Annotated in this window: 14 protein-coding genes and 1 riboswitch; of the genes, 5 read left to right on the forward strand and 9 right to left on the reverse strand. The window is 40.5% G+C overall.

Features of this window, described 5'->3' with window-relative positions:
* Positions 1–310: 310 nt before the first annotated feature.
* On the reverse strand, positions 311–1,174 hold the full coding sequence (gene murI, locus M1F17_RS19700) for a glutamate racemase (protein WP_318837120.1): 864 nt from the start codon (positions 1,172–1,174) through the stop codon (positions 311–313).
* On the reverse strand, positions 1,119–2,987 hold the full coding sequence (btuB, locus tag M1F17_RS19705) for a TonB-dependent vitamin B12 receptor BtuB (RefSeq protein WP_094961912.1): 1,869 nt from the start codon (positions 2,985–2,987) through the stop codon (positions 1,119–1,121). The genes murI and btuB overlap by 56 nt, the downstream gene beginning before the upstream one ends.
* Positions 2,988–3,060: 73 nt before the next feature.
* A riboswitch (cobalamin riboswitch) is annotated at positions 3,061–3,158 on the reverse strand.
* Positions 3,159–3,268: 110 nt separating this feature from the next.
* On the opposite strand from btuB, the gene trmA reads away from it, so the two are divergent.
* Complete coding sequence (gene trmA, locus M1F17_RS19710) at positions 3,269–4,366, forward strand: tRNA (uridine(54)-C5)-methyltransferase TrmA (protein ID WP_094961911.1); 1,098 nt, start codon at positions 3,269–3,271, stop codon at positions 4,364–4,366.
* A 70-nt stretch (positions 4,367–4,436) separates the two neighbouring features.
* Here the strand turns inward: trmA and M1F17_RS19715 are convergent, their stop codons facing one another.
* Together M1F17_RS19715 and fabR are read right to left on the reverse strand one after the other, a co-directional pair.
* The gene (locus tag M1F17_RS19715) at positions 4,437–4,826 is read right to left on the reverse strand and encodes a YijD family membrane protein (protein ID WP_004265352.1); all 390 of its coding nucleotides are present in this window, start codon (positions 4,824–4,826) and stop codon (positions 4,437–4,439) included.
* Positions 4,827–4,838: 12 nt separating this feature from the next.
* Positions 4,839–5,495 carry an HTH-type transcriptional repressor FabR gene (fabR, locus tag M1F17_RS19720; protein ID WP_004265350.1) on the reverse strand — a complete coding sequence of 219 codons (657 nt, stop codon included), beginning with the start codon at positions 5,493–5,495 and terminating at the stop codon, positions 4,839–4,841.
* Between the two features lie 350 nt (positions 5,496–5,845).
* Between fabR and sthA the strand changes: the two genes are divergently transcribed.
* The gene (sthA, locus tag M1F17_RS19725; RefSeq protein ID WP_004265342.1) at positions 5,846–7,243 is read left to right on the forward strand and encodes a Si-specific NAD(P)(+) transhydrogenase; all 1,398 of its coding nucleotides are present in this window, start codon (positions 5,846–5,848) and stop codon (positions 7,241–7,243) included.
* 73 nt (positions 7,244–7,316) lie between these two features.
* Here sthA and oxyR read toward each other — a convergent pair whose 3' ends face one another.
* A complete protein-coding gene (gene oxyR, locus M1F17_RS19730) occupies positions 7,317–8,222 on the reverse strand; it encodes a DNA-binding transcriptional regulator OxyR (protein WP_004265340.1) in 906 nt (301 codons plus the stop codon).
* A 1,440-nt stretch (positions 8,223–9,662) separates the two neighbouring features.
* Here oxyR and M1F17_RS19735 point away from each other — a divergent pair.
* Positions 9,663–10,001, forward strand: coding sequence for a pilus assembly protein (locus M1F17_RS19735; RefSeq protein WP_094961910.1), 339 nt, complete (start codon positions 9,663–9,665; stop codon positions 9,999–10,001).
* Between the two features lie 76 nt (positions 10,002–10,077).
* Positions 10,078–10,422: a hypothetical protein gene (locus tag M1F17_RS19740; RefSeq protein ID WP_094961909.1), complete on the forward strand. Its 345-nt coding sequence runs from the start codon at positions 10,078–10,080 to the stop codon at positions 10,420–10,422.
* 64 nt (positions 10,423–10,486) lie between these two features.
* On the opposite strand, the gene argH is transcribed toward M1F17_RS19740, so the two are convergent.
* The 4 genes from argH to argC all read right to left on the reverse strand — a co-directional run bounded on the left by argH (position 10,487) and on the right by argC (position 15,002).
* Positions 10,487–11,863: an argininosuccinate lyase gene (argH, locus tag M1F17_RS19745; protein WP_206277471.1), complete on the reverse strand. Its 1,377-nt coding sequence runs from the start codon at positions 11,861–11,863 to the stop codon at positions 10,487–10,489.
* A gap of 78 nt (positions 11,864–11,941) precedes the next feature.
* Positions 11,942–13,162: an argininosuccinate synthase gene (locus M1F17_RS19750; protein ID WP_004265334.1), complete on the reverse strand. Its 1,221-nt coding sequence runs from the start codon at positions 13,160–13,162 to the stop codon at positions 11,942–11,944.
* Between the two features lie 44 nt (positions 13,163–13,206).
* Positions 13,207–13,983, reverse strand: coding sequence for an acetylglutamate kinase (gene argB / locus M1F17_RS19755; protein WP_094961907.1), 777 nt, complete (start codon positions 13,981–13,983; stop codon positions 13,207–13,209).
* A gap of 14 nt (positions 13,984–13,997) precedes the next feature.
* A complete protein-coding gene (argC, locus tag M1F17_RS19760) occupies positions 13,998–15,002 on the reverse strand; it encodes an N-acetyl-gamma-glutamyl-phosphate reductase (protein WP_206277472.1) in 1,005 nt (334 codons plus the stop codon).
* 102 nt (positions 15,003–15,104) lie between these two features.
* On the opposite strand from argC, the gene argE reads away from it, so the two are divergent.
* Positions 15,105–16,259, forward strand: a complete 1,155-nt coding sequence (gene argE, locus M1F17_RS19765) for an acetylornithine deacetylase (RefSeq protein WP_318837121.1) — start codon at positions 15,105–15,107, stop codon at positions 16,257–16,259.
* Positions 16,260–16,427: the final 168 nt, after the last annotated feature.

Consider the following 16,427-nt stretch of genomic DNA (forward strand, 5'->3'; position numbering starts at 1 on the left):
TTTGATAGTGTCCTGTGAGTGCCCACACAGATTGTCTGATAAATTGTTAAAGAGCGCTGCAGCTTTTCTTTATGAAAACCAACCTTTCGGTCGTTGCTGCGAGGAGGCGTATATTACGTTTTCCTCCGTGAGAGTCAAGCAATTTTTTGCTTTTTCTTTTTCAGAATCTCTCGCTGCCGTTTCAGTGTTCATCGCGCTTTGCGTTGTCTTGTTCCCGGTCAGTGGATGCGCATTATAGGGAGTCAGAAAAATCTGGCAACCCCTTTTTTCATATTTTTTTCTGTTCGCTCAGCTTTCCACCAAATTTGACTTAGATAGCTAGTTTTTCCAGCGTTTTGAGCCCTTCAGCTTCGAGAACTGGCTGTAATCCTTTTGCGTTGTCATCCATTAATAAGCAATATGCGAAGTTTTCTTCCTCTGAATTGGCGATTTCTTCTTGATTATTAATGAGCCAAACGGTTCTTCTGGCGATTGCAGAACCTGAATCAATGAATCGAGTTCCATTTGGTAGCACTTTTTCGAGTTCTTCCATTAATAGAGGAAAATGCGTGCAACCCAAAATAACAGTATCGGGCGGCTCTGGCATTCGAATCCATGGCCTGACAGTTTGAGCAACTTCATCTAATGGTAAAGTTTCCCCATGTAACTTTCTTTCTGCAAGTTGAACTAATTCCGCAGAACCGAGAGAAATCACTTTGCAGTCTGTTGCAAACCGTTCGATCAGCTCTTTGGTGTATTCGCGGTTTACAGTGCCTTTCGTCGCCAATAAACCAACTACGCCATTACGCGTTAACTTGGTTGCGGGTTTAATGGCTGGAACAACCCCAACAACTGGGAACGTAAAATGTGCTCTCAAATTAGGAAGGCTGACCGTACTTGCGGTATTGCACGCAATAATCGCAATGGTTAAAGGATGTTTTGCAGCTATTGCATTTACGATTTGATAGACCCTATCAATAATGAACTCTTCGCTTTTTTCACCATAAGGGAAGGCTTCATTGTCGAATGCATAGATATAGTGAGCATTCGGGATCATTTTTTTGACTTCACGATAAACAGATAACCCGCCCACTCCAGAGTCAAACACTAGAATGGTCGGGCGAACAGATAGGTTGTTATCAGAAGTTGTAGCTTCCTGTAAGGAAATATTCTCTTCCAGCGGTGCGATAACCATACGCGGTCTCATAGTCTTTATCGAACATATTAGCTATTTTACCACGAATTGTGAGATGTGAAGTGATTGGATATGCAGCGGTGAGATCCCAGATGCTAACGCCGCCGACTTTAGTGCGTTGATAAGTTTCATTGGTATCATAACGACTGCCTATATATTGGTAAGTCAACCCCATATCTACAGCAGCAATGTTCCAATCTAGCTGGTATTTGACTTGTTGTTTTGCTCTACGATTAAGCACTTTATTTGTTTTTTCATTTCTTGGGTCTAGATACTGTAACGTGAGTTGATGGCTAAATAGGCCTGTTTGTAATTCTCCATTCCACTCGACTCCTTTAATCTTTGCCTTGCCAATATTGTTATAAGAACTAGTTTGCGTCACTGGATCCGAAGTGAAATCAATCAGATTAGTTATCTCGTTTTCATACCCAGTTAATTGCCAAAACAATAACCCTGTTTCGCCTTCTAAACCAATTTCCCACTGCTTACTTTCTTCTGGTTTTAAATTTGGATTTCCTTTGATGTTCCAAGCAACATTATCCGTATAAAGCTGACCTAAGTTAGGGGCTTTATACGCTGTAGCATAAGAGCCGATTAACTTATATCCATCATAAAATTCCCAGCTTAAACCTGATTGCCATGTCGTGTGCCAGTTAAATTCAGAATGGTGATCTGAACGTACTGCCCCTTCCGCATTGACAGAGTCGATGAGTGCATATTGTCCTGTAAGATAAATACCTGTGTTATTGACGGTTTCTTTTTTACTTGTCATCGTATAACCACCGGGCTCAATGCTTTGACGTTGATAATCAACCCCAGCACTGATATTTCCTTTTTCTAATCTATAGCTATTACCCCATTGAAAGTTGTATTGGTCTGATTCATCAATTACAGAACCGCTACCATACCGCCCATTGTGATAGTTGTAGTTGTAATCTTTCATATGGCTATAGCTCCCAAGCAAACTTGTAGAGTACTTACCATTCGCATATTTCAACCCAGACTCATATGTTCTGCTGTATAGCTTACGAGTGTCTGCTGGCGTACCGTCATAACTCGTACGATTGTCGTAACCATAAGCGCGTGCATAAGCAGAAAGAGCGGAAGAGAATTGATGCTCAACACCTAACCATAATGTTTTATTCAAAAAACCATCTTTATCGGGTTGAGGGCCCCCGCCTGTATTTCCTCTGGCTTCAACATCAAACCCTTTTGTATGAGTATAAGCACCCGCTGCCGTTACCGTTGTATTCTCACCAATTTTTTGCTGAGTCGAACCGTTATAGTTTTGATAACTGTGTGAGCCAATGCCTGCATTTAAAGTAGTGCCATCGTTATCACGACGAGTAATAATATTCACCACACCACCAACAGCATCAGAACCATAAACCGCTGAGCGTGCTCCGCGAATATACTCAATGCGCTGTACCAGAGAAATTGGGATTTGGCTCATATCAGATGAACCTGAAATGCCCGCCTGATTCAAACGAACGCCATCAATTAGAACTAAAACATGACGAGATTCTGTTCCTCTAATAAAAAGAGAGCTTTGTTGCCCCATTCCGCCACTTTGAGAAATATCCACACCCGGCAAACGCCTTAATACATCTATTACGGTATTGGATTGCCAATGGTCGATATCTTCACGAGTGACCACCGTCACTGGCGCTAATATAGAAGAAATAGGTTGTTCAAAGCGGTTAGCAGACACAACCACTTGGTCCGTTTGATTATTTGCACTTGCCAAAGAAGAAGTAGCGCACAGTACTGCCAGCGCAGCGGCCGATAGCGGCAGCAACTTTTTATTATTCATTATGGTTACACTCGGAAAATCAATTTAATTAACATTCCGCGAGGTTGAATATAAGATTCGCGCGAATATTCAACGAAGCGATTAGAAGTGTGGCAGGTATCGGACTTTTACCGTTGCGCGTCAGTCTTGGATTCACACCAAATTCCCTAAACCACAGCCTATTATCGTAAGTTGAATAGTAGTGAGTGTCTATGGATGGATAATGAAAACTGGACATCTTCGCCGCATTCCCTACAATTTCGCTCCTGATACGAATTTATTACTGCTTTATGGAGCCAAACATGCCAAACACCTTGCATACTGAAGACTACGAACAACAGCTCGTAGAAAAAACGGATCGTTTAAAGGCGATGATGGCTCCTTTTAACGCCCCTGAACCTGAAATATTTTCATCTCCAACATCCCATTATCGGATGCGCGCTGAATTTCGTATTTGGCATGAAGGTGATGATCTGTTTCATATTATGTTCAATAAAGAAACGAAAGAGCGTATTCGTATTGACCAATTTCCTGTTGCCAGCCAATTGATCAATGACATGATGGCGGCGTTATTACCGTTAATTAAGCAAAATGAATTACTGCGCCATAAATTATTTCAAATTGACTATTTATCAACACTAAGTAATAAGCTGATTGTTTCGCTGCTTTACCATAAAAAATTAGGTGAAGAATGGATTGATGAAGCAAAAGCGTTAAAAGCCGCTTTAGTTGAACAAGGCTTTGATGTGCAATTGATTGGCCGAGCGTCAAAAACAAAAATTATGTTAGATAATGATTATGTTGATGAAGTCTTACCTGTAATGGGTAAAAATATGGTTTATCGCCAAGTCGAAAATAGCTTCACGCAACCTAATGCACAGGTCAATATCAAAATGTTGGAGTGGGCAATTGAGTCAACGCAGAATTCGACGGGTGATTTATTGGAACTGTACTGCGGAAATGGAAATTTCTCTTTAGCATTAGCGCAAAACTTCGAACGCGTATTAGCGACTGAAATTGCAAAGCCCTCAGTGGCCGCTGCTCAATATAATATTGAAGCCAATAATATTGAAAATGTACAAATTATTCGTATGTCCGCAGAGGATTTTACCCAAGCCATGCAAGGTGCCCGTGAATTTAGGCGCTTGGAAGGTATTTCTTTAGCCGATTACCAATGCAATACTATATTCGTTGACCCGCCTCGCAGTGGTTTAGATGCAGAAACAGTGAAACTAGTTCAGGGTTATGAGCATATCCTATATATTTCATGTAACCCAGAAACGCTATGCGATAACTTAGCTGAGCTGACTAAAACCCATAAAATAGAGAAATTAGCCTTATTCGACCAGTTCCCTTATACCCACCATATGGAAAGTGGGGTATTACTGAGCCGCTATTAATTTACTAAAAAACAAAAACGCCGCAGTGATGTGAACTGCGGCGCCTTACTATTAGAAAAATCGTATAAACTTAATTTTCAACTTCTTGTTCAAGTGCTAGCTCCGCTTTTTCTTTCTTACGTGCTTTCCAGCTTGAGTACATCCACAATGCGATAATGACAATAAATGTTGCGGGAATAAAATTAGAGCCTATTTCAGGATTTTGCACACGTAAAATCGCGGCATAGCCAAAAAGCCCAATAAAAAAACTACCTGCAACAAATTTTGGCAGCCCCATAGGCATCGCTTGATGCAAATAGCGCTGATGTAAACAATACACTGCCAATATCAGGGTTAAAATTGGGAAAAATGAAAAATCGACCAGCGAGTTAAACAACGTTGAAAAGGTTCCATGGGTTGCAAGGCCAATCACAAAGGCTAGCAATAATGTGCTTCTTTCATAACTTTTTTGATCCGTCATTGATTCTCCTTATTATTTAGTCAGGTCTGGGTCAGTTTGATTTTGTTTTTCCTGTTCCCGGCGGTACCAGTAATAGGCGCCTTTCGCTATCATTCTTAACTGTAATACCAGCCGTTCTTCGAGATTTCTGCGTTTTTCTTCATCGATATCTAGCGCCTCTGCACCTGCGCTAAAGACAATCGTTACCATGGCCTCTGCTTGCATTTCAGTAAAATGGCGAGGCATACGGCTTTCAAGTTCAAGATAATCGGCCAATTCCGCAATAAAATGCTGAATTTCCCGAGCGACTGCCGCACGAAACTCAGCAGATGTTCCTGAACGCTCCCGCAATAATAACCTAAAGGCGTTAGGGTTATTACCAATAAACTCCATAAAAGTTGAGACTGATGTACGGATCACACTCCCGCCTTTTGCAATACGCTGCCTTGCTTGGCGCATTAGCTGGCGTAACATCAAGCCGCTTTCGTCGACCATCGTCAGCCCGAGTTCATCAACATCCTTGAAATGACGGTAAAATGAAGTCGGTGCAATCCCAGCTTCACGCGCAACTTCTCGCAAACTAAGGCTAGTAAAACTCCGTTCAGCGCTTAATTGGCTAAATGCGGCTTCGACGAGTGAACGCCGAGTTTTTTCTTTTTGTTTTGCTCTAACGCCAATTGTGTTACTCACGGTGATCCTAGTTTCTTATCATGAAAGGTAAATGTAATAAGCCTTACTCTTCGCCTAGCATACCTGAAAATAGTTAAACTGTTTTGGAGAAAAAGCGACTATCACTACAATTTACTCATTTTCAGAATTTAACTTAGCCTTTTTCAATTAGTTTTTTAACACTGATATACTACCAACCTTTTATTAAACAATACGTCAGCAAATCCTTGGGAGCATGCATAAATATGTGACTAGGGTAAGCGAGTGTAGCCAACGCTGTATCAATTTGAAAAACGACGAGGAAATTAGGTGAAATAACCAACTAATGATAACATCTTGTTGTCATTTTGTTTTAGAGCAGGTCTTACCTCATGCAACTTACCCATTTTGATGCAATAGTCATTGGTTCCGGTCCTGGTGGTGAAGGCGCCGCCATGGGGCTAGTGAAACAAGGAAAAAACGTTGCTGTTATAGAACGTTATAATAATGTCGGCGGAGGCTGTACCCACTGGGGAACCATTCCCTCAAAAGCCCTCCGTCATGCTGTTAGCCGTATTATCGAATTCAACCAAAACCCTCTTTATAGTGATAACTCCCGTAGCTTAAGCTCCTCTTTCTCTGAAATTCTTCGTCATGCTGAAACGGTAATTAGCCAACAAACACGCATGCGCCAAGGTTTTTATGAGCGTAATGGTTGCCAAATGTTTTCGGGTGAAGCCACCTTTATCGATGAGCAACATATCAGTGTCCGTTACGCAGATGGTAGTTGTGACGTTTTAAGTGCGGATAAAATCGTGATTGCCACAGGTTCTCGTCCATACTGTCCGTCCGATGTTGATTTCAATCATTCTCGAATTTATAACAGTGATACGATCCTCAACCTAACTCACGAACCTCGCCATGTCATTATTTATGGTGCTGGTGTTATCGGCTGTGAATATGCATCTATTTTCCGTGGATTAGGGGTTAAAGTTGATTTAATCAACACGCGCGATCATCTATTGGCCTTTCTTGACCAAGAAATGTCAGATGCCTTGTCGTATCATTTTTGGAATAGTGGCGTTGTTATTCGCCATAATGAAGAATATGAAAAAATCGAAGGGGTCGAAGACGGTGTTATTGTTCACCTGAAGTCGGGTAAAAAAGTCAAAGCAGACTGTTTACTGTATGCGAATGGTAGAACGGGTAACACGGATAGCTTAGGTCTCGCTAATGTCGGGATTGAGGCTGATGGCCGCGGTTTAGTTAAAGTCAATAAAGCATATCGCACCACTAATGAACATATCTATGCTGTTGGTGATGTCATCGGCTACCCAAGCTTAGCCTCTGCGGCCTACGACCAAGGACGAATTGCGGCCCGAGCCATTGGTGGTAGTTTAGGTGATGCTCATTTAGTAGAAGATATTCCAACAGGGATTTATACCATTCCTGAAATTAGTTCAGTTGGTAAAACAGAGCAAGAATTGACCGCAATGAAAGTGCCTTATGAAGTCGGTCGGGCACAATTTAAACATTTAGCACGTGCACAAATCGCAGGTATGAATGTCGGTAGTTTGAAAATATTATTCCATAGAGAAACATTACAGATACTAGGTATTCACTGTTTTGGTGAAAGAGCGGCTGAAATTATCCATATCGGCCAAGCTATCATGGAACAAAAAGGTGAAGGTAATACTATAGAATATTTCGTGAATACAACCTTCAATTACCCAACAATGGCGGAAGCTTTCCGTGTTGCGGCTTTAAATGGTTTAAATCGACTATTTTAATTATTTTGTGATTTATGGTTGCCAATAACCTGGCAACCATCATCAATTAAAAAATAATATTGGCGGCTTAACCTTAAACTCTATTTTTATAATAGTTATCCATTGAGTTATAGATGGTCTCAGCTAATTGTTCATAGCGCCCACGTAACGGTGAACCCGGGCGATAAACTAATACAATTGTACGTTTCGGCTCAGGCTCAATACAATTTAAATAACATACCCCATCACGACAAACTTCATTTGGTACCGATAAATCAGGTAAAAGTGTAATTCCACTCCCTGCGGCCACCATATTTCTTAACGTTTCTAAGCTCGTTGCCCTGAAGTGTGTGTCTTCCTTCGCGCCCGCTTGGAAGCAGAAGCCCATCGCTTGGTCACGTAAACAGTGGCCATCTTCTAACATTAATAGCTTTTCACCTGACAACTCACTCATTTCAATCGTATCACGATCATGCCATGGGTGACTCTCATAAATAGCCAGTTTCATCGGTTCTTCGAATAACGGAACAACAATAAAAGGTTCCGTTTCTTTAACTTCCGCTAAAATAGCGCAATCTAATTTACCGCTGTCTAACTGAGCTAATAATTGCTGAGTTTGCGCTTCATGCAAATAGATTTCTAATTTCGGATGAGCTTGGTGCAATTGCGGAATAATATGAGGTAATAGATATGGCGCAACCGTTGGGATTAAACCAATATGTAATGGGCCCGACATGCTTTCCCCTTGGAGGGCGGCCATTTCTTGTAATACTTTAATTTCACGCAAAATAGTACGGGCTTGTTCAACCAATAATAAACCTTGTTGAGTGAAAAGAACTTTGCGGCTGGTTCTTTCTAACAACATAACGCCAAGTTCTTCTTCTAATTTACGAATTTGGCCACTAAGAGTAGGTTGGCTAACATGACAAGAATCCGCGGCACGTCTAAAATGTTTATGTTCGGCGAGTGCGACAAGGTACTCTAAATCTCGAATATTCATATTTCTTTTCCTTTCGTGAATTCTCTGTCAAACCAAAGATAGATAATACCAATCACTATATCGATATTGTTTTGTTTTATCTATTGATAAATTGAAAAATAGGGAGAAAACCTCATTTTCTGTACAAAACCCGCAATAAAATGAAATAAAATGTAATATTTAGAAACAAAATGTGTCATTATTTACCCTCCTGTTATTTACAAAGAAAGCACAACACCAGAAAAACATTAAGTTTTACTTATCATACTTAAAACAGTATTAAATATAAGTGTAAACTCTACTTAAGATCGATATTAAAGTAAAAATCCAATTGACCAACCTCAAAAACATTTCAAGCTAGTACATGGATGCGATCTTAAAAAAAGAAGAAGTAATTTTTTTAAATTTGCATTAATTTATTATTTTAGTTTTATAATTTCATGAGTGAAAATAACGTCATGTATAAAGTCCTTTAAAATCTTACACATAATTACACACACTTTTATTGTGGATAAACTCAAAATAACACCCTATATTTATTATAAGAAAAAAAAGCATAGAACAGCATCAATTCAAATTAATAGTTTTATATAGTCACCTAACTTCTGCAATATCCTCATCAATGATGATAATACGGAGGGCTAAATACTATGAACACTATTATCAGCTTTACCTTCCCCATAAATGATCTAAATAGCAAACAAAGTTATTACAGAAAACCACAAGCATGCCGATATAAGATATGCATGTATATGATGAGCAGTGATACAAGCATAAGTTTGAAAACTGCACATACCAATAAAAATCCTCTAGGGGGTATAACAACATAAATAGGTAATTCAAAATACTGATGAATACCAATATGAATGAGGTAATAAAAATGAAGAGTAAAAGCATCAAATACCAATTCAAGTATCGAAAACATAATTTAGAGCAATACTGAAACGTTTTCATTAATAATAAGGTGGTATTAACCAATATTATTTTGGAAACAAAGAACATCACTCTCCAAAGGTTTAAAAAAGAAATCACAATGCCTTATTTCTGAAACATTTTGTCATATTCATTTTCACTTTCAATTAAACTTTGTAAATTTGTATTTAAAAACAAATTAAAAATCTCAATATAACAGCCATTTTTTATATCTAAAAATGAATATATTCAAGGCGGCTTTAAAAAACGCCACAATAGATTAAACCACCCAAAAGGGGGGTTTTGATGCAAACACAGAACATTAAACACTAACAAGCCAAATTTAACGGAATATTGTAAATATAAATCATTAAAAAATGACCCTAGAGATATATTAAAGCAGGTCATTTAGAATTATATTTTAATACATTTTTAGCTTTTAGATTTACACCTTTTTAGAGTTTTTCATTTTATAATTCTTCCCATAGCAAGATATATGAAAACTTAAACAAACCGAATTACAGAAATTTGAAATTAGGAGCAAACATTATGACTATTAAAAAGATCACTTCAGTATTAACTTTAACTTTCGCTTTAGCTGCAACATCATTCTTTACTACGAATGTACAAGCTGAAGGAAATCAAACAACCATTACTTTTAAAGCCATGATTGTCTCTCCACCATGTACCTATGACATTAATCAAAACAACACAACTTTGAATTGTTTTAATAATGAAAAAAACAAAATGGAATCTAGCCCAATTAATTTTTCCAAAGAGAAAAAATCACCAGAATGGAAAGAATTAAATGGAAGCACGAGTATTTACCAATTCAATTGGACTAATAAAGAAAAAGGATATGCATTATTATCCGTGCAACACGCTTAATTAGAAAATAACCCGATTTTAAAAACACATTACATAAACAACTGATTTAAAACGAATTAAGTTGTAGGGCTCTATTATGCAAAAATCAATAACAGAAAGAGTATTTAATCGTTCATTAACAGCTTTAATATTAGTTTTAGCATTCAGTACATTCAATACCTATGCGAACCAAAGCCCAGAATCAGGCACTATTAGCTTCAATGGCGCAGTGGTTCACCCAACTTGTACGAATGCTGTCTCTGATACACATATTAAATTGAGTTGCTTGAATAATACTGAGTCTACAATGACAAATATTGGGCTAAATAATATTACTCAAGGAAAAGATTGGAACGTTATTAATGATGGTCGAAATGAATACTCATACAATTGGATCAATGAGGAGAAGCAATTAAGAATGTTAACCATTAAATATATTTAAAAACAAACGCGTTATGGGAATTGGGGTAGTCATGCTACCCCCCATTTTTATCTTCTATAACCGATCACAGTTCTAATCGTTTTTTTGCTTCTACAATAGCATTTGCCACTTGTTTCTGAGATACCCCGCCTTTTGCTAACCGCTTATCTAAACAAGATTGTAGTGATAAAACTTCATAGACATCCAACTGAATAGTGCTACTGAATTTTTGCAAATCACTTAAAGCCATTTCCTCTAAAGCTTTACCTTGCCCAATTGCGGCAACAACGGCCTCACCCACAATATGATGCGCTTCACGGAATGGAACACCTTTAGCAACCAGATAATCAGCGAGTTCGGTTGCATTCGCATAACCTTGCTTTGCGGCATCTTCACAACGACCACGACGAATTTGAATACCATCAAGAACCAACGCAGCCATGTGCATGCAATCTAACCAAGTATCTAATGCATCAAATAGCCCTTCTTTGTCTTCTTGCATATCTTTGTTGTAAGCAAGAGGGAGCCCTTTTAGGGTCATCATCATACCTGTCAATGCACCTTGGACACGCCCACATTTTCCACGGATCAATTCCAATGCATCAGGGTTTTTCTTTTGCGGCATGAGTGATGAACCCGATGTCACTTTGTCTGATAGCTCAACAAAGCCAGCTTCTCCGCTATTAAAGAAAATTAAATCTTCAGCAAAGCGGGATAAATGAACCATACCGATACTTGCGTTCGATAATAGTTCAAGAACGTGGTCTCTATCTGATACTGTATCCAAGCTATTACGCGTTGCAGAAGCAAAACCTAACCAAGAGGCAAGCTGCTCACGGTCGATATCATAAGCCGTTCCTGCTAATGCCCCACACCCTAATGGGCTGACATCTAAACGTTTTAAGGTATCTTTTAAACGGCTTTCGTCACGCGCTAGCATTTCGCTATAGGCTAAACACCAGTGGGCAAATGTCACCGGTTGGGCACGTTGTAAATGGGTATAACCTGGCATTACTGCATCTTGGTTATTTTCTGCGGTGATGACCAACGCTTTTTGTAATTCGGTTACCGCTTCAAGTAGCAACGCAACTTGGTCTTTACACCACAATTTTAAATCTGTTGCCACTTGGTCATTACGGCTACGACCGGTATGTAATTTTTTCCCTAAATCACCAACTTTATCAATCAGCTTACCTTCAACCCAGCTATGAATATCTTCTGCGTCACTTTGCAGGATAATTTCAGGGTTATCTTGCACTTCTTTCAGTAAGGAGTTTAGCGCTTGTTCTAAAGTTTGTTGTTCGCTATCAGACAATACACCAACTGTTACTAGTGATTTTGACCATGCGACTGAGCCGATAATATCTTGTTGCGCCAGGCGATAATCGAAACGCAATGAATCATTAAACTGTTTGAACCGTTGATCCGCTTGCTGACTAAAACGTCCACCCCAAAGTGCCATAACTAATCCCTACCTGATTGATAAAATAAGTTTTTAACCCCGACAGCAGTCTTGGCTGCCGGGAGACTACTATTTGATTTATTTCGCTTTGTTTTGTTCTTTCAGCGCACGGATACGTGAAGACAGCGAGTAAAGACGAATAAACCCACCTGCATGACTGTGGTCATAAACTTCATCTTCACCAAATGTGGCAAATTCTTCAGAATACAGGCTCTTATCCGCTTTTTTCTGAATCGCAGTCACTTGCCCTTTATATAATTTCAGAACAACTTCCCCTGTCACATCTTGTGCTAATGATTCAGCAGCCGCTTGCAGCGAGTGACGTAGTGGTGCGAACCAACGGCCATCATAAACCACATATGACATTTCTAAGCCGAGTTGCTCACGCCATTTGTAGCTGTCACGGTCAAGAACCAGTTGTTCAATACCACGTAATGCCGCCATCATAATGGTGCCTCCCGGGGTTTCATAGCAACCACGAGATTTCATACCCACTAAACGGTTTTCAACGATATCAATACGGCCCACTCCATGTTTTGCACCTAAAGTATTTAATGCTTCTAAACAGCCAAGTGGAGACAATGCTTGACCATTTACCGAAACGACTTCACCGTGTTTGACACCAACGGTAACTAATTCAGCTTCATCTGGTGCATCTTGCGGATCGACAGTCCATACCCAACAATCTTGGTTTGCAGCATTCCATGTGCTTTCTAAAACACCACCTTCCGTAGAAATGTGCCATGCGTTTTCATCACGGCTGTAGATTTTTTCAAGGCTAGCTGTTGTTGGAATATTACGCTCTTTCAGATAATCGAGCAGCGCTTCACGGGAACGTAAGTCCCACTCACGCCATGGTGCAACCACTTGTAACTGTGGTGCTAATGCCGTATAGGTGCTTTCGAAACGCACTTGGTCATTACCTTTACCTGTTGCGCCATGGGCAACAGCATCTGCACCCACTTTTAAGGCAATTTCAACTTGCGCTTTAGCAATGATTGGACGAGCCATTGACGTACCTAATAAATAGCTACCTTCATATAGCGCCCCCGTTTTCAATACAGGGTAAATATATTCTTTGATGAACTCTTCACGTAAATCGACGACATAGCACTCGGATGCACCTGATTGTAGAGCTTTTTTCTCTACGCCTACTAAATCTTCACGGTCTTGCCCCACATCCGCAACGAAGGCCACGACTTCGCAATCGTCATAGTTTTCTTTTAGCCATGGAATAATTGCTGATGTATCCAGGCCACCTGAATATGCTAATACAATCTTTTTAATGCCCTTTTTCATAACGTACCTATCCGCTCAATTAATATAGTTATTCCATGGCTCATTTATGATGCCAAGATCCGTGTTCCGATTGCTGTTCCATTAAACAGCTCGGGAAGTTGTTCTGCATGACGCCAACTTGCGATATCAACAGAGCGTTGTAAGGCTGCCGCAGCGTCTAACGCCGCATTGACCTTCACAATCATTCCATCGGTAATAATTCCCTGCTCAATGAGCTTTTGCGCTTTTTGCGTCGTCATTTCGTCAATTTTTTGGCCTTTACCATCCAAAATACCGCTCACATCAGACAGTAAAACCAAATCTGCGTTTAAGGCTTGGGCGATAGCGGTTGCAGCTTGGTCCGCATTTACATTCATCAACTCACCTTCTGGTGTGATACCTATAGAGCTGATAATGGGTAAATAGCCCGCACCCAGCAATAATTTCAATAAGTTCGCATCGCCAGGTTTGGCATCACCGACGTGACCTAATTCTTCGTTTAATTGAGTCACTGTGGCACTTTGCCCATCACCGAGAGAAAGCCCTATGGCTGGAAGTTGATACTTCGTTGCCCATGCCAGTAATGTTTTATTCGCCGTACCCGCTAATGCCCCTGTAATGATATCGATTTGGTCTGCTGGCGTGACTCGTAACCCTTGCTTTTTAACAACAGGTAATTGCAGTTTTTGCATCAATTCATCAACTAAACAGCCACCGCCATGTACAATCACCAACTCACGTTGATGTGCTTGCCGATAGGTTTGAATCGCTGTAAATAATTTTTCAAGTGCCTCGACGCTATCAAGTAACACTCCGCCCAATTTAATCACTAAGGGTTGCATGGGGTTAATCCTTCTTAAAATAAAGACTGAGTTTCAGCAAAACCAAAACGAATATTCATGCACTGAACGGCTTGTGCTGCCGCACCTTTGAGTAGGTTATCTTCTGTACCTACTAAAATCAGGTGTTCACCATTCAATACATAGCCAATATCACAAAACGGTGTCCCCACTACCGATTTCAATGCAGGAACGCCTTTTTCATATAACCGCACTAACGGTTTATTTTGATAAGCATCTTTAAACGTTTGTGTGATTTTTTCTGCCGAAACACCCGCTTTTACTTTGCACGTAATCGTTGCAAGGATGCCTCGAGAGAAATTGCCTAAATGTGGTGTGAAAATAACCTCTCTTCCCAAGTGAGTCGCAATTTCTGGCTGATGGCGATGAGTAAAGATGCCATAAGGTTGCAAACTCACTTCACAAAAGCTGTTAGTCATCGAGGCTTTACGGCCTGCTCCAGAGACTCCGCTGGTGGCATTAATCACTGGCCACATAGCTTCATCTAGCAAATTGCCTTCAATCAATGGTTTAAGTGCTAATTGGGAAACCGTTGGGTAACACCCTGGTACTGCGATCAGTTGCGCTTGACGAATTTTATCGGCCTGCCATTCTGCTAAACCGTAAACTGCTTGCATTAGCCATTCAGTATTTGTATGTTCAAAGCCATAGTATTGCGTATAGAACGCAGGATCTTGAACACGATAAGCACCCGATAAGTCGAACACAACGCAGCCCGCTTCAAGAAACTGAGGGGCTATGTCGTGGCTTACTTCATGTGCAGTGGCAAGAAAAACAACATCAATACCTTCCGCTGCTTCTGCGACATCGGTTAATGGCAGAACGGGAAGGTCTATGATGCCTTTATACTGAGGATGTAAATCAGAAAAACGTTTATTTGCATCCGCACTTTGCTTCGATACCATCAATCCTTGAAGATTAACTTCAGGATGGCGTTGCAAATAACCGGCTAATTCTGCTCCAGTATAGCCACTGGCCCCGATAATGAGTGTGTTCAACATATGCTTTCTACCTTGTACTCGTGACCCAAACAGTTTAATGTGTATTTTTATTCAAATAAAGTGCATGAATATTGATACTATTATGGATAAAGGCTGTCAACAGTGAATATTAAATTACCTGCATTTATTGAGATTTATCGTCAATTAATTGCGACTCCATCGATTAGTGCGACTGATTCTCATTTGGACCAGAGCAATAAAGCCCTAGTGGAACTTCTCGGTGGGTGGCTGGAGACGTTAGGTTTTTCGGTCAACATTCAACCTGTGCCGGAAACGCGAGATAAATATAATTTGCTTGCATCTATTGGTGAAGGAAATGGTGGGATGATGCTATGCGGCCATACCGATACCGTGCCCTTTGATGATGGACGTTGGAGTAAAAACCCGTTTGAGCTAACAGAGCATGACGGCAAGTTATATGGGCTCGGAACCGCAGATATGAAAGGCTTTTTTGCTTTTATTGTTGATGCGTTACGCGATATGGATTTAACTCAGCTCAAACGCCCACTGCATATATTGGCCACTGCGGATGAAGAAACATCGATGGCTGGCGCACGTTATTTTGCAGCCAGTACCGCGCTAAGACCGGATTTTGCGATTATTGGTGAGCCGACGTCGTTACAACCGATTCGTGCGCACAAAGGACATTTATCAAATGCTATCCGCATTACTGGGCAATCGGGGCATTCTAGTGACCCAGAACGTGGGGTCAATGCCATTGAATTAATGCATGAGTCTATTTCCCATTTGATGGACTTACGAAATACGTTAAAAGAACGATTTAACAACCCTGCATTTGTCATTCCCTACCCGACGATGAACTTTGGTCATATTCATGGCGGTGATGCAGCCAACCGAATTTGTGGTTGTTGTGAATTACACATGGACATTCGCCCACTCCCCGGCCTGACTTTGCAGGACTTAGATGAACTACTCAATGAAGCTCTTGAGCCTGTTAGTGCCCGTTGGCCAGGTCGCTTGGCGATCGAGCCCATGCATCCGCCGATCCCTGGCTATGAATGCCCAACGGACCACAAGATGGTGGCAGTAATTGAACAGTTGTTGGGGCAAAAAGCGGATACCGTGAATTACTGTACTGAAGCGCCGTTTATCCAAGAGCTCTGCCCGACGTTGGTTCTTGGCCCTGGTTCTATTGAGCAAGCACATCAGCCTGATGAATTTATCGATATGCGCTTTATTGAACCTACTCGCCAATTAATTAGCCAAATGGTTGAGCACTTCTGTTTCACTGAGTAAATCTGACTAGCCATCGATTTAAGCGCGACACTGAACAGGGTCGCGTTTTTTATCATGAATTATTTTCCTGTTGCCTTTGAAAAAACCTCAGCGTCATAATTTAATTTAAGTATTGACTATTGGTACCGATCTGGTAATTTCTATTTGGACGTCTAAACGTATAGACGC

This window comes from Providencia sp. PROV073, from assembly GCF_033688125.1.
Classification (GTDB): Bacteria; Pseudomonadota; Gammaproteobacteria; order Enterobacterales; family Enterobacteriaceae; genus Providencia; species Providencia hangzhouensis.